The sequence below is a fragment of the Cytobacillus sp. GQ23 genome (genome assembly GCF_059758675.1).
In genome coordinates, this window is sequence record NZ_JCAXER010000020.1 from 57,849 (window position 1) to 83,111 (window position 25,263).

Sequence of the window (25,263 nt, forward strand, 5' to 3'; positions counted from 1 at the left end):
ATTCCCCCTTTTTAAGAGATAATCATTTTGGCAAGTAGACAGTGAACACCGTACCATTTTCTTCATTACTGTCAAATTCAATCATTCCGCCTAATGATCGTGCTTCATCGTTTACATTCCCAAGTCCATATCCCCTATGTTTTCCCTTAGAAGAAAAACCGGTTTGAAAAATAAACGGCTTATCCTCATCCTTAATTCCATTGCCATTGTCATTGATTTCAAAAATTACATCATTTCCGATATCTGTCACAAAGAAATGAACCATATTTTTTTCTTTTTCTGCAACGGCATCAAATGCATTATTAATGAGATTTCCCAAAATAATTATCAGGGAAGATAGCTTGAATTTTTCCGGTAGGGATTCCAGCGAGCTTTCTGAGTCAATAACAAAGTTTATCTTCTTTTCCGATGCCTGCGCCATTTTCCCTAATAGGATGGCCTGGACTTTTTCATCTTGTATTTTCGATAGTAATAAATCTTCCTCTATTGAATGGATATGTGCCTCATTTTTAATAAACTCAATCGCTTCCCTCTTCTTATTCAGCTGAAGTAGGCCGAGAATGGCATATAGCTTATTGGTGAATTCATGAGCTTGAGCTCTCAGATCATCGGAATACTGCCTAACTTCTGATAGGGCATCAATCATATGCTTGATCTCTGTTCGATCACGAAAGCTTCCAACCACCCCTTTCTTTTGTTCTTCTTCAATAATTGGCTCAGTGCTGACGATCATAATTTTATCTTTGTATTGTATTTCAACATTCATTTGTTTTTCATTGTTTGAAAGGATCTTTAACATTTCTGAGGAACCAATTACTTCAGTTAATGGCCGACCTTCTGCCTGTGCCTCAATATCAAGCATATGCTGTGCAGACGAGTTCATCATAGTGATAACTCCTTGTGCATCCACAGCAATGATTCCCTCTCGCACCGATTGTAGGATTGCATTTCTTTCTCTGAACAAAGCGGCAATTTCATATGGCTCCAGATTGAGAGTATCTTTACGTATACTGTTGGCCAATAGAAAGCTTCCAAAAATTCCAATGATTAAGATCAATACGGAGGCCTTTAGAATCTTTGCGATGTCATCCCAAATAGATATATATATCGCATCCATTTCATATAAAACAACGACTGTACCCTCGACTTTTTTATATGGCCCATAATCCACCATAACTGGAGCAATCGCTTTAAGCACCTTTCTACTATTTTCCATTGTTTGGAGTACGTAATAGCTCCCATAAGTAAGTGCTTTATCTGCATTGTCATTATTCAGCTTTTTATATAAACCCTGTTCATCTGTTGAAGCAATCAGCCTCCCATCACGGCCCTGAAAAAATACAGTCATGGGCTTGGATTGATATTTAATCTGGTCCATCAATATATTAATATTTTCATATTCGCCGCCATGCCGAAAAAAATCTTGCAGGGCAGGCATATAAGACAGGGTCTTGGCCGTTTCCAAGGAAATTTCCCTTGCCTTTACCACATCATCAGCCTGCTTCATATAAATAAATAGGCCTGATAAAGAAGTGATGATAAATATAATCAGCATGAGGACCAATCCCAGAATTTTCACCTTCAATGAAACCTTTAGGAATTTTTTCATGATATCTTCATTAGCTGTTCCCTCACATACCTCTCTTTTTCTCTAATAGTAGTATAAACATTCAAAATTTTCCATGAATCCTTCTTACTAGTTGGTCAAAATGAAAAACCGCAGAATCGATTTGTCAGTCCTCTGACAGCTCGATTCTGCGGTTTCAGTTGAAAATGCACGTAAGGCGACTATTTTGACGACTCTAAAAGCCGCCTTGATTGCATTGCTTATGCGTTCATGTCAGAAACAAGACCGTTGTTAACAGGTGTTTCTTCCACTTCTGTAATACGTTCAATATCTGCTCCAAGGCCTGCAAGCTTTTCGTGGAAATTCACGTATCCGCGATCCAAATGCTTCAGCTCTGTTACGCGTGTTACGCCATCTGCCACCAATCCAGTCAGGATTAGGGCTGCGGCTGCACGAAGGTCTGTCGCAGCTACTTCTGCGCCCTGCAGATTGCTTGGTCCGTTCATAATCACAGAACGGCCTTCAATTTTAATATCAGCGTTCATGCGGCGGAATTCCTCCACATGCATGAAACGGTTTTCGAATACAGTTTCTGTAATCACACTTGTACCCTGAGCATGAAGCAATAGGGCCATCATTTGTGATTGCATGTCTGTCGGGAATCCAGGATGAGGCATTGTTTTAATATCAACAGCCTTCAACTTGTCTGGGCCCAATACACGGATGCCTTCAGCTTCTTCAATGAAGGTAACACCCATTTCTTCCATTTTGGCGATTAATGAAGCAGAATGCTCCATAACGGCACCCTTTACAAGAACGTCTCCGCCTGTAATGGCAGCTGCCACCATGAATGTGCCTGCTTCAATGCGGTCAGGAATGATGTTGTGCTCTGCACCGAACAGTACGTCCACTCCTTCGATGCGAATCGTGCCTGTTCCTGCTCCCTTAACCTTAGCACCCATTTTATTAAGGAAGTTAGCCAGGTCCACAATTTCAGGTTCCTTTGCTACGTTTTCCAAAATCGTTGTGCCTTTGGCTAGTGTTGCAGCCATCATAATATTCTCCGTAGCACCAACGCTAGGGAAATCGAGATATATTTTTGCTCCATGCAAGCGGCCTTCGGGTGCTTCCGCTTCAATAAAGCCATTACCAACCTTTACTTTCGCACCCATCGCTTCAAAGCCTTTTAAATGCTGATCGATCGGGCGGGAACCGATTGCGCAGCCCCCTGGCAATGCCACACGGGCACGGCCATTTCTTGCTAATAAAGATCCCATGACTAAAACTGAAGCACGCATTTTGCGTACATATTCAAATGGTGCTTCTACCTTCAACTCTCGAGATGCATTTACTGTTACTGTATTATTTTCAAACTCCACTTCGGCGTTTAAATAGCGTAATACTTCATTAATAGTATATACATCGGAGAGTGTTGGGACATCACGAATTACGCTTTTGCCATCACTTGCTAACAGTGTTGCGGCGATAACCGGTAAAACAGCGTTTTTTGCTCCTTCTACTTTGACAGAACCGCTTAACCTTTTTCCGCCGCGGACGATGATTTTATCCAAAGTGTATTCCCCTCCGCGTCCAATTTCTCTATATTAATATTCAATCGTTATGATGGGTGTGCCAATAACTATGTTTGTCTTGGCGCCCATTCCATTTGTCCGTAATCCAAGCTGCATGTTCATTTTATTGCCATTTGTCTCAATCGATTCATCAAAAATCGGTGAATGTGCTGATGTTGAAATAAATTGTTCTTCTTTTAATGACTCTATTTCTGTCGCATTAAAAGCGTCCAGTAATTGACTTGCAATATCAGGCAAAGACTTATTAATCTTACCATTGAATTCACCCTGGATACAAGAGAAAATTGTGGCATTTCCTCGAAAAATGTCAGAAATCTTGCTATTTATTTCTGCAGCCCGTTTGCTCTGTTCTTGTTTCCACCCCTGACCTTTGGCCTCATAAATGACATACGTCTGAACTTGACCTTTTGTGGGGGTTGATAGAATTTTTACTGCTTCTGACTGAGCATCTGTTTGCTTAATAATAGCTTTTGCTTCCCAGGATTTTTCTGTTTTCTGAAAGCTCCATTCCCAATCAGGATATTTTAACTGCAGTTCATCGGTGAATGCTTTTACTTCCTGAAGGTTCTGGTTTTCCATTTTTTCTCTCGCATGCAAAGTCCAATCTTTGATTAAAATATTCTCGCCCTGTAAAACCGAGGCCATCGATAACAGGTCAAGCTCCCCTTTGGCTACAGTCGTCTTATTCCCAATGTTTATCATCATGAAACCAATAATGGCAATAATAGATAATGTAATGAATGTTTTTTTCATCTGTAAACTCCTCCCCTTAGTACCATTGTTACCAAGGATAGAGTGAGCATACTTGGGAATTGTCGTCACTTTTTGACAAACAGAAAAGGCAGCAAATCACTGTGATTTCCGAGGCTCTTTTTGCCTTTTTATGCATACTTTGAAAACCATTTCACAAGATAGTATGTATGCAGGAAAACTAGCAACAAAAAGATTTTACTCAATAATTGACTAATTGAAAACATGTATGAAGACCTATATTTATGAAAAAATTTGACCGGTCTTGCATCACCTAAAAAAGTGTAATGTGCTGCAGTATAAGCGGGAGCTGCTGGGACCATAAAAGGTAGTCGAGAAAGAAGTTGCTGACAGATGATCCAATTACAATCGAAAGCAGAACATACAATACACGTGCCTGAAAAACATGATTTGCCCGCAATAGGGTTTCAAACCGTAATGCCTGAAGCGCCCACCAGGCCAGCGCAATAAACACCAGATGAGACATAATGCTGATGAGTGCCTGCTGCCCAAATCCTGATATCATCTTCTTCCCTCCTTTAATTCATTGCCACTTCGCTTACCTGCTTTGTGCGCTACAATACCATTTGACGTTTATACTATCAGGTAAGTTTCATAACTGGTTATTTTTTGAAAATTAAGTTTCTTTCTTTTTCGCCGTTTGTATCTCCATTATATCGAAATTGTCGAAAAAACACGAAGTTTAAAGAAGGGCAAACAAAAAGAAGGGGATATCCCCCTCCTATTTTATACCCCTTTTGTCCCTTTTTCGTAAATGTTTTTTAAAACCCCATTTTAAAAAGACCTTTATTGAAAGAAATCAGTAAACTGATTAAAATTGCCCTGCAGGAAATCTAATGCAATATTCGGTGCGACTCCAAACAGGATGGTGGCCGCCAGGCTGATGCCGATAACAGCTGTTAATGCAGCCGGGATCTTAACCCTTCCAGTGTCAGCTGCCGGCCTGAAGAACATTTGCACCATAACACCGAAATAATAGAAATAGGAAACGACAGTTGTCGCAATCATAACCGATACCAGTACATAATGGCCTTCATTCGGCACTAATGCACCCATGAAAATATTCAGCTTGCCAATAAACCCGGCTGTTCCCGGAATGCCTGCAAGTGAAAGCAGGAAGACAGCCATGGCAATGGCCAGGAACGGTGCACGGCGGTAAAGCCCGGCGAATTGGCCGATATCTTCTGAACCCGATTTATGTGTTACATGCTGGATGATTGCAAAAGCGCCCAGGTTCATGAATAGGTAGGCTCCAAGGTAAAACCAGAGCGTATCAAACATGAATAGAGACATGCTTGCAATAACAACCAGCAGGTACCCTGCCTGAGCGATGCTGGAATAAGCAAATAAACGCTTGATATTCCGCTGTCTCAGCGCAATCAAGTTTCCAATAATCATCGTAGCTCCTGCCAGGAAGGCAATGTAATCCTGAAGAGCCAGGATCATCGGAAGACCTTGTGCATCACCGGATGGTGCATTTGCAAAGATTGAAAACAGAATGCGGATTATAATGATGAATCCGGCTGTTTTGGAAACTACGCTTAAAAAAGCTGTTACCGGTGTAGGTGCACCCTGGTATACATCAGGTGCCCACATATGGAACGGCGCTGCAGCCAATTTAAAGGAAAGTCCCACCACAATCATAAAGAAGGCAAGGCCTAACAGGTAAATATGCTGTTCATTATAGAGGGATGTCAAAAATCCGGACATTTCTATTAAGTTCGTCGTCCCAGTTAATCCGTAAACATAACTCATTCCGAACAAAGTGATCGCTGTGGCGATACTGCCGTTGATCACATACTTCATGGCCGATTCGTTTGAATGCAGATTTCTTTTTCTCATGCCTGCCAGAATGTAGGACGAAATGGAAAGCAGCTCAAGTCCCACAAACAGAGTAATCAAATCTCCGCTTGAAGACATGATCATTGCCCCAAGCAATGCCGCCATGAACAGATAGAAAAATTCCCCCCTGAATTCTTCCAAGCCTTCATCTGGCTCATAGCCTAAGGCAATCAGCAGGACCATAGCAGATCCGATTAAGAGCAGCAGCTTAAACGCTATAGAAAAGGAATCCAGCCTGAACGTATCTAATAAAATGGATTCCGGACTATGCCCGAGCAGGCCCAGTAAAGAAACGAGAGCCGCGAGTATTCCGGCAAAGCCGATCCAGCCGAGGATTTTCCGGCTTTGGGATTTCGGCATAAACAAATCCATTAGTGAAAGAGCGGTCGCAACACCAAGGATGATGAACTCCGGCGTCATTATGCCCCATTCATAAGATAATAATGTTTCGAGATCCATCCTTCATCACCCTCCTATCCCAAGCATGATCGTTTCAAGTGTTGATGTCAGCGGTTCGCTCAGTACACTTGGATAAACACCAATCAGGACAATTAAGCCGACTAAGACCAGGACAGGCACGAACTCAAACTTTTTCATATCCGTTATGCCGGCAAAGTCACGATGCGATTTGCCGTATGTGATACCCAGTACCGCGCGAAGCAGGTATACAGCTGTCATAATGATTCCAATTGTACCGACTGCAGCGAGAATCGGCATTTCTTTAAACAAGCCAAGGAAGGCCATAAATTCACTTACAAACCCCGACATGCCAGGCAGGCCGAGTGAGGCCATGGCCCCTGCAAGCAGGAATCCTGCCGTAATCGGCATCCCTTTTGCCAAACCGCCAAGATTTTGAATATTGGAGGTTTGGAAGCGTTCATATAAGACACCTACAAGGAAGAACAATAGTGCTGCAATTAACCCGTGAGAAACCACCTGGAAAATCGCCCCCTGAATCCCTGCCTCATTTAATGCGCCTAACCCGATTAAAACGATTCCCATGTGGGAAATAGAAGAGTATGCCAGCACCATTTTGAAATCAGTCTGAACAAATGCCAGGAACGCTCCATACAACAAGTTCACGACTCCAAGCACAGCCAGCCATACAGCAAGGCTTTGGAATTGCTCAGGAAATATTCCCATACCGAAACGGATTAAACCGAATGCCCCTATTTTCAAAAGTACCCCGGCATGCAGCATAACAATCGATGGCGGAGCTTGTACGTGAACCCGGACCATCCAGCTGTGAAGCGGGAAAATAGGAAGCTTCACACCGAAGGCAATTAAAAGCGCAATCAGCATACCCATTTTCATATTTTCAGAGATTGGCGCAACCAGCTGCGGATTATCCGCGTTCATGGCGGCCATCAAAGCATCAATATTAGCTGTTCCGGTTCGGGCAAACAGCACCATAATGACAATCAGCAGAACAGCAGATCCAAGTCCGTTATAGATCAGGAAGCTGTATGCTGCATTTTCCTTTTCAAAGTAACCCCATTTCCCGATCAGAAAGAAGGTCGGAATCAAGGTGATTTCAAAGAAAATAAAGAAAAGAATCAGGTTCTCAGCTGCAAATACACCCAGCATGCCGACTTCAAGCAGCAGAAACAGCATGAAGTAGCCCTTCCATTCTTTTTTAATATGAATAGAAGCAATCGCTGCCAGTGTAGAAAGAACAGCTGTCAGAACAACCATGATCAGGGAGAATCCATCAAGCCCCAATTCATAATCAATGGAGAAAAGATTTCCGAGCTGGCCCGAATCACCAAACTGAATCCAGCTTACCTTTTCATTCAGCTGTTCAAGCCCTGCACCTGCCCGGTATTGGAAAAAGGCGATCAGGGACAATATCAGCGCAGGGAGTGTTGCCAGGAAGCCAACTGTCTTGATCAATGATTCCTGCGTTCTCGGCAGGAACGATAACACTAAAATACCAAGCAGCGGGGAGAAAACTAAAATGGATAGAAAATAAGCTAAGTTCATTTTAAGTACCCCCCTGTAAACGCGTAGATGACGACTAAAATAGCCAGGCCGACAAACGCCACGGTTCCATAGGTCTGAATCTGGCCATTTTGAAATTTAGAGCCGAGTCTTCCGAGTGCAATCGTAATTCCGGTTACACTCTTTACAAGGCCTTCAACCAGGAATACCTCCAGGAAGCGCAGGAATGAGCTGATAAATTTAGCCCCATTCACTACAGTCAGAGAATAAAATTCATCGATGTAGTATTTATTGTACAGAACATTGTATGAAAGCGGCATTCTGCTTGTAAGCCAGTCACGGGAAAGCGAGCGTTTGCCGTACATGAGCCAGGCAAGGAAGATTCCAAGCAGGGATACAGCTGTTGCCATAATCATTATCCAGGCAGGCCCTTCAATATGGCCATGGCCCAGGGTATGGTTATCTTCCACGAGCCAGTCACCGAGAAAGGTTCCAAACCAAGGTGTATTTACATATCCAGCCACGACAGCCAGGACCCCAAGCACTATCATCGGCAGTGTCATGACACTCGGCGATTCGTGGACATTTTTCATATCGGTTCTTGCTTCACCAGCGAAAACCATAAAGAACAGACGGAACATATAAAATGCCGTAAAGAATGCGGCAATTACCGCGAGCCAGAACAGGGCAGAATTCCCATGCGCCCACGCAGCAATTAAAATTTCATCTTTACTGAAGAACCCTGAAAATAAAGGCACCCCGCTGATCGCCAGTGTCCCGATCAGGAACAGAGGGCCGGTCACTCGCAGCTTTTTCCACAAACCACCCATATGTTCAATGTTTTGTGTATGAACTGCATGGATGACACTTCCCGCTGCAAGGAACAGCAAAGCCTTAAAGAAGGCGTGTGTCATTAAATGGAACACGCCGGCTACATATCCGGCAGATCCCAATGCCAGCATCATATAGCCAAGCTGGCTGACGGTTGAGTAAGCTAGCACCCGCTTAATATCCTTCTGGACAAGGCCGATGCTTGCCGCAAAGATAGCCGTAAAGGCTCCTATGACAGCAACAGTCATCAATGCTGTTTCACTTGCTGCAAACAGCGGGAACAGCGCCGCCACTAAATACACACCTGCAGCTACCATTGTCGCTGCATGGATTAATGCGGAAACAGGCGTTGGCCCCTCCATCGCGTCAGGAAGCCAGGTGTGCAGTGGGAACTGGCCCGACTTTCCGACAGCCCCTACAAAAATAAGAATGGCTGTTAACGTAATCATCGTGCCTGAAATGTCACCAGCTTTAACTGCTGCAAAAATCTCATCATACTCAAAGCTGCCAGCCTGCCAGAACAATAGAATCATTCCGATCAAAAGGCCGACGTCCCCAATACGGGTCATAATAAATGCCTTTTTGGCCGCTGCCTTTGCTTCCTCTTTGTAAAAATAGAAACCGATCAGCAAGAAGGAACCAAGGCCGACAAGCTCCCAGAAGAAATACGTCTGAAGCAGATTAGGCGAGATGACAAGGCCCAGCATGGCAAATGTAAATAACCCTAAATAGGCATAGAAAACAGGAAAACGGTCATCCCCCTGCATGTAGCCTTTCGAATACGTATGTACCAGGAAACTGACAAGTGATACAATCACCAGCATCAGTGCATTTAACTGATTAACTTCAAAACCCGCTGTTAACTGAAAATCCCCTATAGTCAGCCAAACGCCTTCTGCTTTATAAGTTGGTGCCGAAAACCGGTCAAATAGCACCAATAAGGAATAGACAAGCGATGCCAGGGTAAACAGAATCCCAATATAAGCACTCGCTTCTTTTAGCCGTTTGCCGAATAAAATAAGGAACAAAAACGATAAAAGCGGGAAAAGCGGTATGATCCATGCATTCTCCATCATTATCACAATCCCCTTTTTTGAACACACCCTGTAGCCCGGCGTGTCAGATTTGGACCTTTATCCAGGTCCATTAAGGCTTTGCCGGTTATGGCCGCCTTTTCTTTTTCTCAAGCAGGCGCCAATCCGACTGCATCTTTCACATGTCTTTAGTGCTTCATGGCATCCATTTCATCAATATTAACGCTCTTTTTGTTGCGGTAAAGTGAAATCAGGATGGCTATACCTACTGCCACTTCTGCTGCGGCAACCGCAATGACAAATAGCGTAAAAATCTGCCCGGTAATGGACGGAGTGATGCCAAACTTGCTGAATGACACCAGATTAATATTTACTGCATTCAGCATCAGTTCGATTGAGATCAGGACAATCACAGTATTTCGCTTAGTCAGGGCCCCATACAGACCAATGCAGAAGAGGATTAAAGCCAATGCCAGGTATGCTTGAACGGGAACTGTACTCATTCCTTTTCTGCCTCCTTTTCATCGTCTTTTTTAGCCAGAACAATGGAACCAATTAAAGCGACCAATAGCAGGACAGATGTTACTTCAAACGGAATAATGTATTTTGAGTAAAGTTCAATTCCGATTTGCTCTGTATTATTGACATGAAGGTCATTCGGCGCTGACGGCAAATCAAGGTTATAAATCCCGATGTAGACCGCGAAAGCAAAGCCCAGCACCCCCACGAATACTAACAGCTTACGCCAGCGGCCAGCTTTGGGCTCGCTTGTATCGTTATGGCGTGTCAGCATGATTCCGAACAGCATGATGATTGTAATCGCCCCTGAGTAAATCAGTACCTGGACGGCAGCCAGAAATTCAGCTGAAAGCAGGACATAAATTCCGGCAATACTTACAAATGTAAATACAAGGGCGACAACCATATGCACGACTTTGGTAAGGTTCAATAAAAGCACGCCGCCGATGACCGCAACTAAAGCAAGAGACATAAACGCTAAAAACTCACCTGAAAACGTCATGCTTTATTCACCTTCCGTATATTTTCATCATTTTCATCGAGCCATTCAAGGTTTTTAAACAGCTCATCACGGCTATATTCCGCCAGTTCAAAATTATTTGTCATAATAATCGCTTCGGTAGGACAGACCTCTGTACACAAGTCACAAAGGATGCAAATTTCGAAGTTGATATCATAGGTATCAATGATTTTTCCCTTTTTGGCAGGGTCCGGATGCTTTTTCCCTGTCAGCTGGATACAATCGGTTGGACAAATGTTTGCACACTGATTGCAGACAATGCATTTTTCAGGGTAGAACTTCTGAATTCCCCTGAACCGGTCCGGAAGCGGAAGCGGCTCATTCGGATAGTCATAGGTTACCTTTTTGCGTGTCAGGTTTTTAAGGGTATACGATAATCCTTTCGCTAAACCAAGCATGTTTTTTCACCCCTTTTTAGAAATGCGGAAGGCGCCCGCTTATTAAGGAACGCAGACTAAGACCGCCACGTGGCAACGTCTGCATGACCCGCCTCCTGCGGGCCTCAAGCATAAGACGAGCCTCCCGGAAAGGCGTCCTTTGCCTTTTTGGGAGGATTGGCTTGTGACCTCGAGGATGCGAGTGCAGGCGCTGGAGCTGAACTGTTCTCAAATTCTTAAGACGGCTCACAAATTAAAATATATTCAGCCACTCTTTCAGCAAAGCTGTTAAGAAGATATTCGCAAGCGCAACCGGCAGCAGAACCTTCCAGCCAAATTCCATTAGCTGATCTGCACGGAGACGCGGGAATGTAACACGGAACCAGACCAGGACAAAGATTACAGCCGTAAACTTAAGCGCAAACCATACGGCACCCGGAATGAACTCCAGGAATGGCAGCGGAAGCCACCCTCCAAGGAATAATACGGTTGTCAATGAAGCCATTGCAAAGAAATATACATACTCCGCAAGCATGAAGAACGCCCAGCGGAATCCGGAATATTCAACATGGAAGCCGGCAACCAGCTCTGATTCCGCTTCAGGCAGGTCAAATGGAACCCTGTTCAGCTCCGCTGTGGAAGCTATCAAGAAGACGATAAAAGCAATAGGCTGCCAAATAATGAACCAGCCATTTTTTTGCGCTTCAACAATTTCATTCAGGTTTAGACTGCCTGTTAAAAGGATAATACCTAACACAGACATAACCAGCGGAATTTCATATGAAATCATCTGGGCCGCGGCACGCATCCCGCCAAGCAAAGCATATTTATTATTGGAAGCCCATGATCCGGTGACAATACCGACTGTTGTCAGTCCGGATATAGCAATATAATACAGAAGCCCAACTCCAATATCAGCAAACTGCAGTTTGTCTGTAAAAGGAATTGTTGCGAGAACCATGAATGCCGGTGCAAACGCAATAACCGGTGCAAGAATAAACAGCGGCCTGTCTGCTAGCTTAGGAATGGTGTCTTCCTTTAAAAGAAGCTTTAATACATCCGCAACGGTCTGCAGCAGTCCCCAGCGTCCGCCAACCTGATTCGGCCCATGGCGCAGCTGCATAAATCCCATGACTTTACGTTCCGCCAGTATAGCGTAAGTAACAAATCCTAAAACGACTAACAGCAAAACGGTGGCAAGCAGGAAGAAAATGCCGAAATTCTGCAGACCAGCTTCGGAATAAAGGAGTTTTTCTACCATTAGCCGTCCACCTCCCCAAGGACAATATCAATTGCCCCTAATATAGCAATCAAGTTTGCAATATTTTCGCCTTCAAGCAGTTTAGGGAGAATTTGAAGATTATAGAATGATGGCCTCCGGAATTTTAAACGGTATGGCTCCTTCTTTCCATCACTAGCGATATAGCAGCCGATTTCTCCCCTTGGAGATTCGATTCTGACAAACGCTTCTCCTTTAGGCGCTTTGATGATCTTCGGCACTTTTGCCAGAATGTCGCCTTCTGACGGGAATTGCTCCACCGCTTGTTCAAGGATTTTCAATGATTCCTCCATTTCCTGCATGCGCACATGATACCTGGCCCAAGCATCCCCGCCGTCCTGAACGGCAACATCGAAATCAAAGCGATCATAAATGGAGTATGGCTCATCTTTGCGGAGATCCCATTTTACGCCTGTGCAGCGGAGATTGGCACCGCTCAGCGAGTAGTTTAACGCATCCTCTTTCGTATATTTCCCTACTCCCTTGACACGGTTCATGAAAATTTCATTTCCGGTTACCAGCTGATGGTAGCCTTTGAGCTGTTCACGCATATATGGAACAAACTCTCTTACTTTATCAATCCAGCCTTCGGGAGCATCCCATTTAACGCCGCCGACACGCATATAGTTAAACGTTAAGCGGCCACCGGATATCTCATTCAGCATGTTGATGATCATTTCACGCTCTCTGAATGCATACAGGAATGGGCTTGTTGCCCCAATATCCAGCAGATATGTACCCCACCATACGAGATGGCTGGCAATCCGGCCAAGCTCCATGGTAATGATCCTCAGATATTCAGCCCGATCCGGAATCTCTAAATCCATCATCGTTTCAACCGCATGGACAAGAATATAATTATTCGTCATGGCGGCAAGATAGTCCATTCGGTCTGTATAAGGAATAATTTGCGTATACTGCAGGTTTTCAGCCAACTTCTCCGTTCCGCGGTGCAAGTAGCCGATGACCGGTTTCGCTTCTTTGATGATCTCACCATCAATTTTCAGAACTAGGCGAAAAACACCGTGCGTACTTGGATGCTGAGGTCCAACATTCAATAGCATTTCTTCGGTTCGCAGCATGGTTACACCTCCACATCGTACGGTTCATAGTCTTTGCGCAGCGGATGCCCGATCCAGTCTTCCCCCAGCATGATTCGATATAAATTTGGGTGTCCCCTGAACTTGATGCCCAGTAAATCATACGTTTCACATTCCGGCCAATTCGCTCCGGCCCATAAAGGCTGCAGTGAATCAACAACCGGCTCATCGCGGTCAATTTTGACCTTCAATGCAACAGATTGGCTATTTTTGTATGAGTATAAGTGAGCATACACTTCCATGTGGGTTTCAAAATCGGTGCCATGAAGCTCTGATAGATAATCAAAGCCAAGCTGTTCATTATATTTCAGAAATTCTGCCAATTTAAAATATGATTCAGCCTTCGCAACCAAAGTCGGCACTTCCTTGGAGAGACTATTTATATAGTAGTCTTCAAGAACATTAGGCCCAAGTTTCTCTTCTATTACCTTCACATATTTATCAAGGTATGGCTGATTAACGGATGGCGCTTTCTCTACAACTGGTTCAGAGTCAGCCTTGCCTCCGGCTGCTTTTGCCTTCGCTGCGGCTGCAGCTGCGGCCTTTGCTTTTGCAGCAGCAATTGCCTTGGCCTTTTCGTCATCAGCAGAACCTCCAGCTTTGCCTGCTGCAGCTAATTTTGCTTTTGCGGCGGCTGCGGCTTTTGCCTTGGCTGCTGCAATGGCTTTTGCCTTTTCGTCATCTCCACCAGCTTGTTTTGCCTGGGCAGCAGCTTTCGCCTTTGCCGCAGCAGCTGCCTTTGCCTTTGCGGCTGCCGCGGCCTTTTGCTTCGCCAGATCCGTGTCTTTTTCTGCCAAAGATTCTTCCTTGGCTTCTCCCTGCTCTTTCGCTTTCAGTTTAGCCAGGGCGGCTGCCTTCGCTTTTGCCGCTGCTGCGGCCTTTTGCTTCGCCAGATCCATATCTTCTGCAGGCGGTTCTTCCTTGGCTTCCTCCTGCTCTTTCGCCTTCATTTTAGTCAATGCGGCTGCCTTCGCTTTTGCCGCTGCCGCGGCCTTCTGCTTCGCCAGATCCATATCTTCTGCAGGCGGTTCTTCCTTGGCTTCCCCCTGCTCTTTCGCCTTCATTTTAGCCAGGGCGGCTGCCTTCGCTTTTGCCGCTGCCGCGGCCTTCTGTTTCGCCAGATCCATATCTTCTGCAGGCGGTTCTTCCTTGGCTTCCCCCTGCTCTTTCGCTTTCATTTTAGCTAGGGCGGCTGCCTTCGCTTTTGCCGCTGCCGCGGCCTTCTGCTTCGCCAGATCCATATCTTCTGCAGGCGGTTCTTCCTTGGCTTCCCCCTGCTCTTTCGCTTTCATTTTAGCTAGGGCGGCTGCCTTCGCCTTTGCGGCGGCTTCTTTTTTCAGCTGTTCAAGATCCTTTTCTCCGCTCATAGGTTAGATCACCTTCTTCCCAGTCTTAGCCTCATAACGGATTTTCTCTTTTAGCTTATTAATTCCATATATTAATGCTGCCGGGTTTGGCGGGCATCCTGGTATGTATACGTCAACAGGGACAATCTGGTCGACCCCTTTTACAACTGAGTAAGATTTCACATAGGGTCCGCCTGCAGTTGCACAGGAGCCCATCGCGATTACCCATTTTGGTTCAGGCATCTGATCATAAAGACGGCGGACAATTGGCGCCATTTTCTTTGTTACTGTACCTGAAACAATCATGACATCAGATTGACGGGGAGATGTACGGAAAAAAGAACCAAAACGGTCCAGATCATAATGCGACGAACCTACACCCATCATTTCAATGGCACAGCAAGCAAGCCCAAAGGTCATTGGCCACAATGAATTGCTCCGCGCCCACGCTTTAATCTGCTCCAAAGTTGCCATAAATACATTACGCTGCAATTCTTCCATTTCTTCCGGTGTAATATTATCCAACTTTAAATCCATTTCAGCACCTTCTTTTTCCATGCATAAACAAGCCCAATTATTAGCATAAATACAAAAATCAGCATCTCAATCAATGCAAAAATACCAAGCTTCTCATATGCCACAGCCCACGGATACAAAAATACTGTTTCCACATCAAAAATGACAAACAGCAGGGCAAAAATATAATAGCGGACATTGAACTGCACCCTTGAATCATGGAATGGCTCAATCCCGCTCTCATATGTGGTATACTTCGTATCATATGGCTTATAGGGCCGTAAAAGCTTGCCCAAAAACAAAGCCACCACAGGCAGTAAAACACCCAGGCATAAAAACACAAAAACTATCAAATAGTTATTCTGGTATAAATTCCAAAGCTCCATGCCCATCCCCTCCAATGCTGAAAATTTTCACAACATTTAAACATGTAACCGTAACCATTATACACCCTACTCTCCCATGTGTCGACACAACCTCAGACTATTATTGGAAATTCTCCCCTAACACTAAAATAGGGTCTCCAAGGGAGAGTTTACATACCTATCATTGATACACCTTCCTTAGATTATATGAGCTTGCCCCCTGTCAATATCCATTAAATTCTTCATTATATTTATCTACCATTAAAAAACAGACTCTCTGCTTTGTCAGTGAGATATGTAACACCTTAAAAATATTTCATCTAATACCGCTACAAGGAAAAACTTTCTATTTAACCCATCTTAAGGTTCGAATGTATCAATTATGACTATTTCTAATGCTTTTCGTCCATCTAGTATGAACATTATGTTGTTTTGCCATTTCTTCGTTATTTTCCTGAAATGTGCGTAATTTAATTATAACTTCCCTGTTCTTTTTCTCAGAATTTTCTGTGCTAGCATAATAATTGTCAACCAAGTTAATAGGAGGTTTAACATGAAAAAGTATTTATATTGTCTGCTCGCGAGCTTAATCATCTGGAGCACAGCAGGAGTAAGCGCATATGCAGAAGAAGTAACTGTAAAAAAAGGGGATACCCTTTGGTCCATAGCACAAAAACATGAGGTGTCCGTTCAGGATATTAAAAACTGGAACGGTCTATCAGGGGATTTGATTCATCCAAATGATAAGCTTGACGTTTCACCTGAAGAGATATACATAGTAGAATCTGGTGATACTCTCTGGAATATCGCCAAAACATATGGGACTAATGTACATAACCTTAAAAAATGGAATCAGCTTAAATCCGATCTAATCAAACCTGGTTTGGAGCTCATCATCTATAAAAATGACTCAATGAAAGAAAAAGCGGCTAACCCTAAGACGGTTGTAAAAGCAGCAAAAACCAATAAGCCTGCAGCAAAAGCAGCGAAAAGCCTGACAGTCACGGCAACTGCCTATACAGCCAGCTGCGAAGGATGCATCGGCATTACAAAAACTGGGGTTAATCTGATCGACAATCCGGATGAAAAAGTAATTGCAGTTGATCCGGACGTCATTCCTTTGGGCTCTAAAGTATTTGTAGAAGGATATGGCTATGCAACTGCCGAGGATATTGGCGGCGGAATTAAAGGAAATGAAATTGATGTGTTTATTCCTGAAGAACAGGATGCAATGCAGTGGGGAAGAAAAGATGTAAAGGTTACGATCCTAAACTAAACAAAGAGAGGTCTCTCACTGCAGGGACCTCTTATCAATTTTTAAGGCTGCTATTTGACCATGTATGTTTCAGATACCCGGCAAAAGGCTTTTAATAGATTATGCATACATCTTATCCGGATCGACTCATCAAATAAGAATACGTTGAATATCTCCGTTTCAAGCATGATGAATATTTTCATAGTTGCATCATCTTTTTTGCTTATATGATTATTTGTAAAATAGCTGATTAATTCTCTTTCATAATATTCTATCGTTCCAAATAATACAGTCGACAAGGATATCACCCCCTGGTTATCACAAGCCTTGTCTTTCTAAGCACATGTTGATACTATATGACTCTACCCTCAAATTTCAACAAATTCTGACACATTTAACGAAATAGTTAAATTAGTTAAAGTGACCTTTGCATTTTAATATAAATGAAATATAGCTGTTTCCTTTGAAATTTAGTTTTGTGATAAGGTTATAGTATGAGCTTAGGTTAGGAGAAATACTTATGACTAAAAACAACTGCCCGGCTGTTCAAAGATTCAATGAGCTCGTTACTAAAAGCAATGAGCTAAAAAGGGAGCTGGATGTGACTCCTTTTGAAGATAAACAAAAGTTCATGAGCCTTCTTAAAAAACTCATGACCGTGCATAAGAATTTGGATCAGTTAACCCTATACGATCAGACAAAATAAATGAAGGACAGGCATATGCCTGTCCTTTCTTCATGAATGAGCATCAACCACTCAACCACCAACATATCAACCATCAAAAAAATTCACCTAAAAAAACAGGCTGCCCTCTTTATGGCAGCCTGTTTCTAATATTAAAAATTAGCGTCTTCTGCGGTTTCTAAGGAATGCCGGTGTATCAAGTGACTCTTCCTTCGGGTCTGAGTGGACGCGGTAGTTATCCTGAACAGGTTCCCGATATTCTCGAGGCTCTCTAACCTGCCGGCGAGTGGCTGGTTCTTCTGCATAATGATATGTATGATCATATTCTTTTTCTGCCGATGGCCTTGAGCTCGGTTTTGCTCTTAACTCCTCTTGTTCATTGAAGCCAGTAGCAATAACCGTAACAAGAATTTCTTCTTTTAGTGCATCATTAATGACTGATCCAAAAATCATATTCACTTCTTCATCTGAAGCAGAAGCAACAATATCTGCAGCCTCCTGAACCTCATACAAGCTGATATTAGCCCCGCCTGTAATGTTCATAATAACTCCGCGGGCTCCGTTAATGGATGTTTCAAGCAGCGGACTTGAAATGGCTTTACGGGCTGCTTCAGCCGCGCGGTCCTCCCCGGTGGCAATTCCAATTCCCATCAATGCTGTTCCTTTGTGGGACATCACCGTTTTGACATCGGCAAAATCAAGATTGATTAAACCGGGAACGGCAATCAGGTCAGAAATGCCCTGAACACCCTGTCGAAGAACATTATCTGCTTCCATAAATGCTTCAAGCATTGGTGTTTTCTTATCAATAATCTCTAGTAAGCGATCATTTGGAATAATAATTAGTGTATCAACAGCTTTTTTCATGGCTTCGATGCCTGCATCAGCATTGGCTGCACGCTTGCGTCCTTCAAATTTGAAAGGACGGGTTACCACACCGATGGTCAGTGCACCCACTTCGCGTGCAATGCGAGCAATAGCAGGAGCTGCACCTGTTCCGGTTCCGCCGCCCATTCCTGCTGTAACAAATACCATATCAGCACCCTTCAGCACTTCACGAAGCTGGCTTTCACTTTCCTCAGCTGCTTTTCTGCCCACTTCAGGATTTGCCCCTGCTCCCAGGCCCCTTGTTAAGGCTGCACCGATTTGCATGGTTACTTCTGCCTTTGATTGATTTAGAGCTTGTCCGTCAGTATTGACAGCAATAAACTCTACTCCCTCAACTCCATGTTCAATCATCCGATTTACAGCGTTGTTCCCCCCGCCGCCGACTCCGATGACTTTGATCGTAGCGTATTGGTCTATATTTGTATCAAACTCCAGCATTGCGGCTCCTCCTTTTATTCAAATAGACTTGCATAATTACTTTAAAAAAGAGAGTAACCTTAAAGGTCTACTCTCTTCTATTGTAAAGGCCTATATAAAAGAATTCGAGTGATTTATCTATTTTTTGGGGAAATTTTCTCAAAATTTGTGTGGTAAATATTTCTGAAACATAATCGGAAGCATCCACAAAGTTTTTCACATTGTTCAAAATTAGAATTTCCTATGAAACAAAAAACACCCCCCAGCTATGCCAGGAGGTGTTGGTTCTTTGTTAGAACTTTCTTTCCGAAACTTCGATACGGTTAATCGCACGCTGCAATGCAAGCTCTGCACGGCGGAAATCAATGTTTTCACGCTTCTGCTCATTCAGGCGCTGTTCAGCACGCTGCTTCGCACGAACGGCACGCTCTACATCAATCTCATCTGCCTGCTCAGCAGATTGCGCTAAAATCGTTACCTGCTCCGGACGAACTTCAAGGAATCCGCCGCTTACTGCCACGAAATCAGTTTTTCCGCCGTTTTTTAAACGAACGGCTCCAATTTGTAACGGTGCAACCATTGGAATGTGTCCAGGTAAAATTCCAAGCTCACCGCTTTGAGCTTTTGTGCTTACCATTTCCACATCTGATTCATACACCGGGCCATCGGGAGTAACAACACTGACTTTAATCGTCTTCATTTTTTACCCTCCTGGTCCAGAATTAGACCTCTACGCCCATTTTCTTTGCACTCTCGATAACTTCTTCGATTCGGCCGACAAGTCGGAATGCATCTTCTGGCAGGTGGTCGTACTTGCCTTCAAGGATGTCCTTGAAGCCTTTAACTGTTTCTTTAACCGGTACGTATGAACCTGGCTGGCCAGTAAACTGCTCAGCAACGTGGAAGTTTTGAGATAAGAAGAACTGGATACGGCGCGCACGTGCTACGATTAGCTTATCTTCATCAGAAAGCTCATCCATACCAAGGATCGCAATGATATCCTGAAGTTCTCTGTAACGCTGTAATGTCTGCTGCACCTGGCGTGCAACTGAGTAGTGCTCTTCGCCTACGATTTCAGGTGACAATGCACGTGAAGTGGAAGCTAATGGATCCACCGCTGGGTAGATACCCATCTCAGAAAGCTTACGCTCAAGGTTAGTTGTTGCATCTAAGTGGGCGAAAGTTGTAGCCGGAGCCGGATCCGTGTAGTCATCGGCTGGTACGTAAATCGCCTGGATGGAAGTAACAGAACCTACGTTAGTAGATGTGATACGTTCCTGTAATTTACCCATTTCAGTAGCAAGTGTCGGCTGGTAACCAACGGCAGATGGCATACGGCCTAATAGGGCTGATACCTCTGAACCTGCCTGTGTGAAACGGAAGATGTTATCCATGAAGAAAAGTACGTCCTGTCCCTGGTCATCACGGAAGAATTCTGCCATAGTCAAACCAGTCAGGGCAACTCGCATACGCGCTCCCGGCGGCTCGTTCATCTGACCGAATACCATCGCTGTTTTCTTGATAACGCCTGAATCCGTCATTTCATGATAAAGGTCATTACCTTCACGTGTACGCTCACCAACACCGGCGAATACGGAAATACCGCCATGCTCCTGAGCGATGTTATTGATTAATTCCTGGATTAATACGGTTTTACCTACACCGGCACCACCGAACAGACCGATCTTACCACCTTTAATGTATGGAGCAAGAAGGTCTACTACCTTAATTCCAGTTTCAAGAATTTCTACTTCAGTAGAAAGCTGCTCAAATTTAGGAGCTTCTCTGTGGATAGAATCACGACGGGCATCTGCAGAAATTGCAGGATCTAAGTCGATTGATTCACCAAGCACGTTAAATACACGTCCTAGTGTTACATCACCTACTGGTACAGAGATAGGAGCACCCGAGTCAACAACTTCACTTCCGCGCTGTAAGCCGTCAGTAGAAGACATTGCAATGGTGCGGACTGTATCATCACCTAAATGAAGGGCAACTTCAAGGGTTAAGTTGATGTCAACTTCAGATTCGTTACGCGCTGGGTTTGTAACAGTCAATGCATTATAGATCTCAGGAAGCTGGCCGCTTTCGAACTTTACGTCAACAACCGGACCCATAACTTGAAGAACGCGTCCTTTATTCATCTTTTTCCCTCCTCTTTCATTTCACGTAATGGGAGACTAAAGGCATCAACCCGTTCTCCACATTTCGTTTGTGTCTAGCTCCAGCGCCTAGCCCCTCGAGGTCATAAGCCAATCCCTTCCGGAAGGAAAGAACAACTTCCAGAAGGGCACGCCTTATGCTTGAGGCCCGCAGGATGCGGGTCATGCAGACATTGCCACAGGACGTGGCGGTTTTAGTCTGCGTTCATTGGCTCGAGACGCTTCCGCTTTTCGTTTTTATTCTAACGCGGCTGCTCCGCCGACGATTTCGGTAATTTCCTGCGTGATGGCTGCCTGACGTGCACGGTTGTAGCTTAAACTTAACGAGTTGATAAGCTCTTTAGCGTTATCCGTTGCATTCTGCATTGCTGTCATCCTTGCAGCATGTTCACTTGCCTTACTGTCTAAAAGCGCTCCGTAGATTAAGCTTTCAGCGTATTGAGGCAGCAATACTTTTAAAATTTCTTCAGCGGAAGGTTCAAACTCATAAGATGTAAGCTTTTTCGAGCTGGAAATATCCGTAAGCGGAAGAAGCTTCTTCTCTGTTACATCCTGTTGAATCGCGCTGACATAATGGCTGTAGTACATATATAATTCGTCAAATGTCTCATCAGCGAACATGCCAACTGTTTTACTGGCAATATCCTTGATTTCAGCAAATGCAGGCTGGTCCGCAACAGCAACAATATCCAGAATAACGTTCATATTGCGCTTTCTGAAAAAGTCGCGGCCCACACGTCCGATCGCAATGATTGCATACTCATCCGGTGATTTATGGCGCTTTTGAATTGTCTGATAGACATTTCGCAAAACGTTACTGTTATAAGCTCCCGCAAGTCCGCGGTCAGAAGTGATTACAAGGTAACCAGTTTTCTTGACTGGGCGGCTGGTCAGCATTGGATGTGATACATCTTTGCTTCCCAATGCGATGCTTGCCGTAACTTCCTGGATTTTCTCCATATAAGGCACGAATGACTTTGCATTCATTTCCGCCTTATTCATTTTCGCAGCCGATACCATCTGCATTGCTTTTGTAATTTGACTCGTTTTCTTCGTAGAAGTAATACGATTTTTTATATCGCGTAATGATGCCACAGGTTCTCACCACCCTTTTTCAGATTAGGCCAGCTGCAGCGCCCAGCCCCTCGAGGTTATCTCCGGGGCTGACCAAGGCGCTTCCGCTTTTAAATGTTTGTCAGAACCGAATGCAAACGGAAGGGGGGATTGGCTCCCAGCCCTTACCAGCTCTATTATTCGGATACTGCGAAAGTTTTCTTAAAGTCGTTGATCGCAGATGCCATATCGTCATCAGAAGGAAGTTCTTTTGTAGTTACAATATGGTCTAACAAATCTTTGCGGTTATGGTCTAACCATGAAAGGAATTCAGATTCGAAACGGCGAATATCCTGTACAGGAATATCATCCAGGAAGCCGCGAGTCAGGGCGTAAAGGATTGCAACCTGCTTCTCTACTTTTAACGGCTTGTTAAGATCCTGCTTTAGAACCTCTACTGTACGGGCACCACGGTTAAGTTTAGCCTGTGTTGCTTTATCAAGGTCAGAACCGAACTGGGCAAATGATTCAAGTTCACGGTATGAAGCAAGGTCAAGACGCAGTGTACCAGCAACCTTTTTCATTGCTTTGATCTGTGCAGATCCACCTACACGTGATACAGAAAGACCTGCGTTGATCGCCGGACGTACACCGGAGAAGAATAGGTCAGACTGAAGGAAGATTTGTCCGTCAGTGATTGAGATAACGTTTGTTGGAATATAAGCAGAAACATCGCCTGCTTGTGTTTCGATAAACGGAAGCGCAGTGATTGAACCTGCACCTTTCGCATCGCTTAGCTTTGCAGCGCGCTCAAGTAAGCGGCTGTGCAAGTAGAATACGTCCCCTGGATATGCTTCACGGCCTGGAGGACGGCGCAATAGCAATGAAAGCTCACGGTAAGCAGAAGCTTGCTTTGTTAAGTCATCATACACAACAAGAACGTGCTTGCCGTTGTACATGAACTCTTCCGCCATTGTTACACCGGCATAAGGAGCCAGGTATAGCATTGGAGCAGGCTGTGATGCAGATGCTGTTACAACGATTGTGTAATCAAGTGCACCTTGCTTACGAAGTGTTTCTACTGCATTACGAACTGTAGATTCTTTTTGTCCGATTGCCACATAAATACATACCATATCCTGATCTTTTTGGTTCAGGATTGTATCGATTGCAACTGATGTTTTACCTGTTTGACGGTCACCGATGATTAACTCACGCTGTCCGCGGCCGATTGGCACAAGAGCGTCAATCGCCTTGATACCTGTTTGAAGCGGCTCGTGTACGGATTTACGATCCATAACACCTGGTGCCGGGCTTTCAATCGGACGTGATTTTGTTGTGTTAATTGGTCCCATGCCATCTACTGGCTGTCCAAGAGGATTTACTACACGGCCGATTAGTTCTTCACCAACCGGTACCTCCATGATGCGGCCCGTACGGCGTACTTCGTCGCCTTCACGGATTTCTGTAAATGGTCCTAAAATGATAATACCGACGTTATTTTCTTCTAGGTTTTGTGCCATACCCATAACGCCGTTTGAAAATTCAACAAGTTCTCCAGCCATGACATTGTCGAGGCCATGAGCACGAGCGATACCGTCACCAACAGAGATAACCGTACCTACATCACTCACTTGAATTTCCGACTGATAGTTTTCGATTTGCTTTTTTATCAGCGCACTGATTTCTTCAGCATTGATGCTCATGAGTTTCACCCCTATCTACGAATCTTAGCCTAACAATTGACGTTCAAGACGCTCTAGCTTTCCGCGCAAGCTGCCGTCGAAAATCCGGTTTCCGATTCGAAGCTTGATGCCGCCGAGCAAGTTAGTATCAACTATATTGTCAATACGAAGTGATTTTTTTCCTACCTTAGCTGCAAATGACACAGATAATGCTTCCTTCTCTGCTTCAGTCAACGGACGGACAGTGTATACTTTTGCATCCGCAATTCCTTTTTTGTCATTCGCCAGGCTTATAAAATGATCTGCCACATCAGAGATATGATCCTCGCGGTGGCGTTCAATTAATATCATTAACGTGTTTAGTACAAACGTGTTCACAGATGCAAATGCTTCTTTTAAAATCTCTTTTTTCTTCTCAATTGAAAGCTTTGGAGATTTCAAAACAGACTTTAAATCTGAGTTATGGTTTACTACTTCTTTCACTGCACGAAGCTCTTCTTCCATTTGGTCAAGAAGCTGGTGTTCATTCGCAAGCTGGAAAAGAGCCAACGCGTAGCGCTTTGCTACTGTGGAGCCCGTCATCGCTTTTCTCCTGCCTCTTGAATGTATTCATTGATCAGCTTTTCCTGATCAGCTGCACTTAGTTCCTTCTCGATAACCTTGGAAGCAATTAGGACAGACAATGAAGCGACCTGCTCGCGGATAGCGGCAACCGCTTGTTCTTTCTGCTGCTCGATTTCAAGCTTAGCAGATTCCTTAATGCGTTCAGACTCTGTGCGGGCAGCCGCAACGATCTCCTCACGCTGCACATCGCCTTGTTTCTTCGCATTTTCGATAAGGCCCTGTGCTTCAGTACGTGCTTCTTTTAAAAGATTTCTTTGCTCTTCTAATAGCTTCTTTGCTTCTGTACGGCTTTCTTCAGCCGCTTGAATTTCACTGGCAATGTGTTCTTCACGCTGCTGCATAATGCCCATTAAAGGACCCCACGCGAATTTTTTCAGCAATGCCAACAAGATAATGAACATAACCAGCTGGTACAAAATGTCCCCGCCGTTAAAACCGCCGCCTGCAGCGCCTAATACTAGACTGTTTGTTAACACCCTCGATTCACTCCCTTCAAGAGTTGTTCCACTTATGAAACGGAGTCATATGCATGATTCCGAATTAGTTTACGGTAAAAAAACATAAAGGAATGGCGAAGGTTCATGGAATGATCTTCGCCATTTTTGAACGATTGGTACAGTATTAATTAACCGCCGATAACCATGAACGCGATAACAACGCCAATGATCGGAACGGCCTCAACTAGTGCAACCCCGATGAACATTGTAGTTTGAAGCATACCGCGAGCTTCTGGCTGGCGAGCCATACCTTCAACTGTTTTTGATACGATAAGACCGTTACCGATACCGGCACCTAGTGCTGCTAAACCGATTGCAATTGCTGCTGCTAAAAGACCCATTATTGAGTTCCTCCTTAAATTGTATGAAAATTTATTTGTTTAAAATGTTTTGTCCA

Annotated in this window: 26 protein-coding genes; 2 read left to right on the forward strand and 24 right to left on the reverse strand. The window is 44.2% G+C overall.

The genetic code is table 11. From position 1 onward, the window contains the following. Positions 1 to 22 precede the first annotated feature (22 nt). The 15 genes from AC6CHU_RS17000 to AC6CHU_RS17070 form a co-directional block, all read right to left on the reverse strand. Complete coding sequence (locus AC6CHU_RS17000) at positions 23 to 1,609, reverse strand: sensor histidine kinase (protein ID WP_498122474.1); 1,587 nt, start codon at positions 1,607 to 1,609, stop codon at positions 23 to 25. A 218-nt stretch (positions 1,610 to 1,827) separates the two neighbouring features. Then, complete coding sequence (gene murA / locus AC6CHU_RS17005) at positions 1,828 to 3,138, reverse strand: UDP-N-acetylglucosamine 1-carboxyvinyltransferase (protein ID WP_159863220.1); 1,311 nt, start codon at positions 3,136 to 3,138, stop codon at positions 1,828 to 1,830. Positions 3,139 to 3,171: 33 nt separating this feature from the next. After that, positions 3,172 to 3,912: a YwmB family TATA-box binding protein gene (locus AC6CHU_RS17010; RefSeq protein WP_159863221.1), complete on the reverse strand. Its 741-nt coding sequence runs from the start codon at positions 3,910 to 3,912 to the stop codon at positions 3,172 to 3,174. 271 nt (positions 3,913 to 4,183) lie between these two features. Further along, positions 4,184 to 4,435 (reverse strand): DUF1146 family protein, encoded by a 252-nt coding sequence (locus AC6CHU_RS17015; RefSeq protein ID WP_251283427.1) that lies wholly within the window; start codon positions 4,433 to 4,435, stop codon positions 4,184 to 4,186. Between the two features lie 281 nt (positions 4,436 to 4,716). Beyond that, on the reverse strand, positions 4,717 to 6,231 hold the full coding sequence (nuoN, locus tag AC6CHU_RS17020) for an NADH-quinone oxidoreductase subunit NuoN (protein WP_498122477.1): 1,515 nt from the start codon (positions 6,229 to 6,231) through the stop codon (positions 4,717 to 4,719). A gap of 6 nt (positions 6,232 to 6,237) precedes the next feature. Then, positions 6,238 to 7,755 (reverse strand): NADH-quinone oxidoreductase subunit M, encoded by a 1,518-nt coding sequence (locus tag AC6CHU_RS17025; protein WP_251283429.1) that lies wholly within the window; start codon positions 7,753 to 7,755, stop codon positions 6,238 to 6,240. Next, the gene (nuoL, locus tag AC6CHU_RS17030; protein WP_498122479.1) at positions 7,752 to 9,620 is read right to left on the reverse strand and encodes an NADH-quinone oxidoreductase subunit L; all 1,869 of its coding nucleotides are present in this window, start codon (positions 9,618 to 9,620) and stop codon (positions 7,752 to 7,754) included. The genes AC6CHU_RS17025 and nuoL overlap by 4 nt, the downstream gene beginning before the upstream one ends. A gap of 146 nt (positions 9,621 to 9,766) precedes the next feature. After that, the gene (gene nuoK, locus AC6CHU_RS17035) at positions 9,767 to 10,081 is read right to left on the reverse strand and encodes an NADH-quinone oxidoreductase subunit NuoK (protein WP_159863226.1); all 315 of its coding nucleotides are present in this window, start codon (positions 10,079 to 10,081) and stop codon (positions 9,767 to 9,769) included. Beyond that, entirely contained in the window at positions 10,078 to 10,599 is a 522-nt protein-coding gene (locus tag AC6CHU_RS17040; protein WP_251283431.1) for an NADH-quinone oxidoreductase subunit J, read from the reverse strand. The genes nuoK and AC6CHU_RS17040 overlap by 4 nt, the downstream gene beginning before the upstream one ends. Continuing rightward, positions 10,596 to 11,015, reverse strand: coding sequence for an NADH-quinone oxidoreductase subunit NuoI (nuoI, locus tag AC6CHU_RS17045; RefSeq protein WP_009332200.1), 420 nt, complete (start codon positions 11,013 to 11,015; stop codon positions 10,596 to 10,598). Before nuoI ends, AC6CHU_RS17040 begins: the two co-directional genes overlap by 4 nt. A 232-nt stretch (positions 11,016 to 11,247) precedes the next feature. Then, positions 11,248 to 12,255, reverse strand: coding sequence for an NADH-quinone oxidoreductase subunit NuoH (gene nuoH / locus AC6CHU_RS17050; protein ID WP_251283432.1), 1,008 nt, complete (start codon positions 12,253 to 12,255; stop codon positions 11,248 to 11,250). Continuing rightward, complete coding sequence (locus tag AC6CHU_RS17055; RefSeq protein ID WP_159863229.1) at positions 12,255 to 13,355, reverse strand: NADH-quinone oxidoreductase subunit D; 1,101 nt, start codon at positions 13,353 to 13,355, stop codon at positions 12,255 to 12,257. The genes nuoH and AC6CHU_RS17055 overlap by 1 nt, the downstream gene beginning before the upstream one ends. A gap of 2 nt (positions 13,356 to 13,357) precedes the next feature. After that, positions 13,358 to 14,740, reverse strand: coding sequence for an NADH-quinone oxidoreductase subunit C (locus AC6CHU_RS17060; protein ID WP_251283433.1), 1,383 nt, complete (start codon positions 14,738 to 14,740; stop codon positions 13,358 to 13,360). A gap of 3 nt (positions 14,741 to 14,743) precedes the next feature. Further along, positions 14,744 to 15,256: a NuoB/complex I 20 kDa subunit family protein gene (locus AC6CHU_RS17065; RefSeq protein WP_035327895.1), complete on the reverse strand. Its 513-nt coding sequence runs from the start codon at positions 15,254 to 15,256 to the stop codon at positions 14,744 to 14,746. Continuing rightward, on the reverse strand, positions 15,247 to 15,621 hold the full coding sequence (locus AC6CHU_RS17070) for an NADH-quinone oxidoreductase subunit A (protein ID WP_159863231.1): 375 nt from the start codon (positions 15,619 to 15,621) through the stop codon (positions 15,247 to 15,249). The genes AC6CHU_RS17065 and AC6CHU_RS17070 overlap by 10 nt, the downstream gene beginning before the upstream one ends. A gap of 532 nt (positions 15,622 to 16,153) precedes the next feature. Between AC6CHU_RS17070 and AC6CHU_RS17075 the strand changes: the two genes are divergently transcribed. After that, the gene (locus AC6CHU_RS17075) at positions 16,154 to 16,876 is read left to right on the forward strand and encodes a LysM peptidoglycan-binding and 3D domain-containing protein (RefSeq protein WP_159863232.1); all 723 of its coding nucleotides are present in this window, start codon (positions 16,154 to 16,156) and stop codon (positions 16,874 to 16,876) included. 50 nt (positions 16,877 to 16,926) lie between these two features. Here AC6CHU_RS17075 and AC6CHU_RS17080 read toward each other — a convergent pair whose 3' ends face one another. Continuing rightward, entirely contained in the window at positions 16,927 to 17,154 is a 228-nt protein-coding gene (locus AC6CHU_RS17080) for a hypothetical protein (RefSeq protein ID WP_159863233.1), read from the reverse strand. A 221-nt stretch (positions 17,155 to 17,375) separates the two neighbouring features. Between AC6CHU_RS17080 and AC6CHU_RS17085 the strand changes: the two genes are divergently transcribed. Then, positions 17,376 to 17,561, forward strand: coding sequence for a hypothetical protein (locus AC6CHU_RS17085; protein ID WP_159863234.1), 186 nt, complete (start codon positions 17,376 to 17,378; stop codon positions 17,559 to 17,561). 138 nt (positions 17,562 to 17,699) lie between these two features. On the opposite strand, the gene ftsZ is transcribed toward AC6CHU_RS17085, so the two are convergent. The 8 genes from ftsZ to atpE form a co-directional block, all read right to left on the reverse strand. Then, positions 17,700 to 18,866 carry a cell division protein FtsZ gene (gene ftsZ, locus AC6CHU_RS17090; protein ID WP_159863235.1) on the reverse strand — a complete coding sequence of 389 codons (1,167 nt, stop codon included), beginning with the start codon at positions 18,864 to 18,866 and terminating at the stop codon, positions 17,700 to 17,702. Between the two features lie 271 nt (positions 18,867 to 19,137). Then, entirely contained in the window at positions 19,138 to 19,545 is a 408-nt protein-coding gene (locus tag AC6CHU_RS17095; protein WP_035327916.1) for a F0F1 ATP synthase subunit epsilon, read from the reverse strand. 22 nt (positions 19,546 to 19,567) lie between these two features. Further along, entirely contained in the window at positions 19,568 to 20,989 is a 1,422-nt protein-coding gene (atpD, locus tag AC6CHU_RS17100; protein WP_159863236.1) for a F0F1 ATP synthase subunit beta, read from the reverse strand. Between the two features lie 255 nt (positions 20,990 to 21,244). Beyond that, positions 21,245 to 22,102 (reverse strand): F0F1 ATP synthase subunit gamma, encoded by an 858-nt coding sequence (locus AC6CHU_RS17105; protein WP_144544404.1) that lies wholly within the window; start codon positions 22,100 to 22,102, stop codon positions 21,245 to 21,247. A gap of 155 nt (positions 22,103 to 22,257) precedes the next feature. Next, complete coding sequence (atpA, locus tag AC6CHU_RS17110) at positions 22,258 to 23,766, reverse strand: F0F1 ATP synthase subunit alpha (protein WP_159863237.1); 1,509 nt, start codon at positions 23,764 to 23,766, stop codon at positions 22,258 to 22,260. A gap of 24 nt (positions 23,767 to 23,790) precedes the next feature. After that, complete coding sequence (locus AC6CHU_RS17115; RefSeq protein WP_159863238.1) at positions 23,791 to 24,327, reverse strand: F0F1 ATP synthase subunit delta; 537 nt, start codon at positions 24,325 to 24,327, stop codon at positions 23,791 to 23,793. Next, on the reverse strand, positions 24,324 to 24,845 hold the full coding sequence (locus tag AC6CHU_RS17120) for a F0F1 ATP synthase subunit B (RefSeq protein ID WP_159863239.1): 522 nt from the start codon (positions 24,843 to 24,845) through the stop codon (positions 24,324 to 24,326). Before AC6CHU_RS17120 ends, AC6CHU_RS17115 begins: the two co-directional genes overlap by 4 nt. 149 nt (positions 24,846 to 24,994) lie before the next feature. Further along, positions 24,995 to 25,207 carry a F0F1 ATP synthase subunit C gene (gene atpE, locus AC6CHU_RS17125; RefSeq protein WP_009332220.1) on the reverse strand — a complete coding sequence of 71 codons (213 nt, stop codon included), beginning with the start codon at positions 25,205 to 25,207 and terminating at the stop codon, positions 24,995 to 24,997. Positions 25,208 to 25,263: the final 56 nt, after the last annotated feature.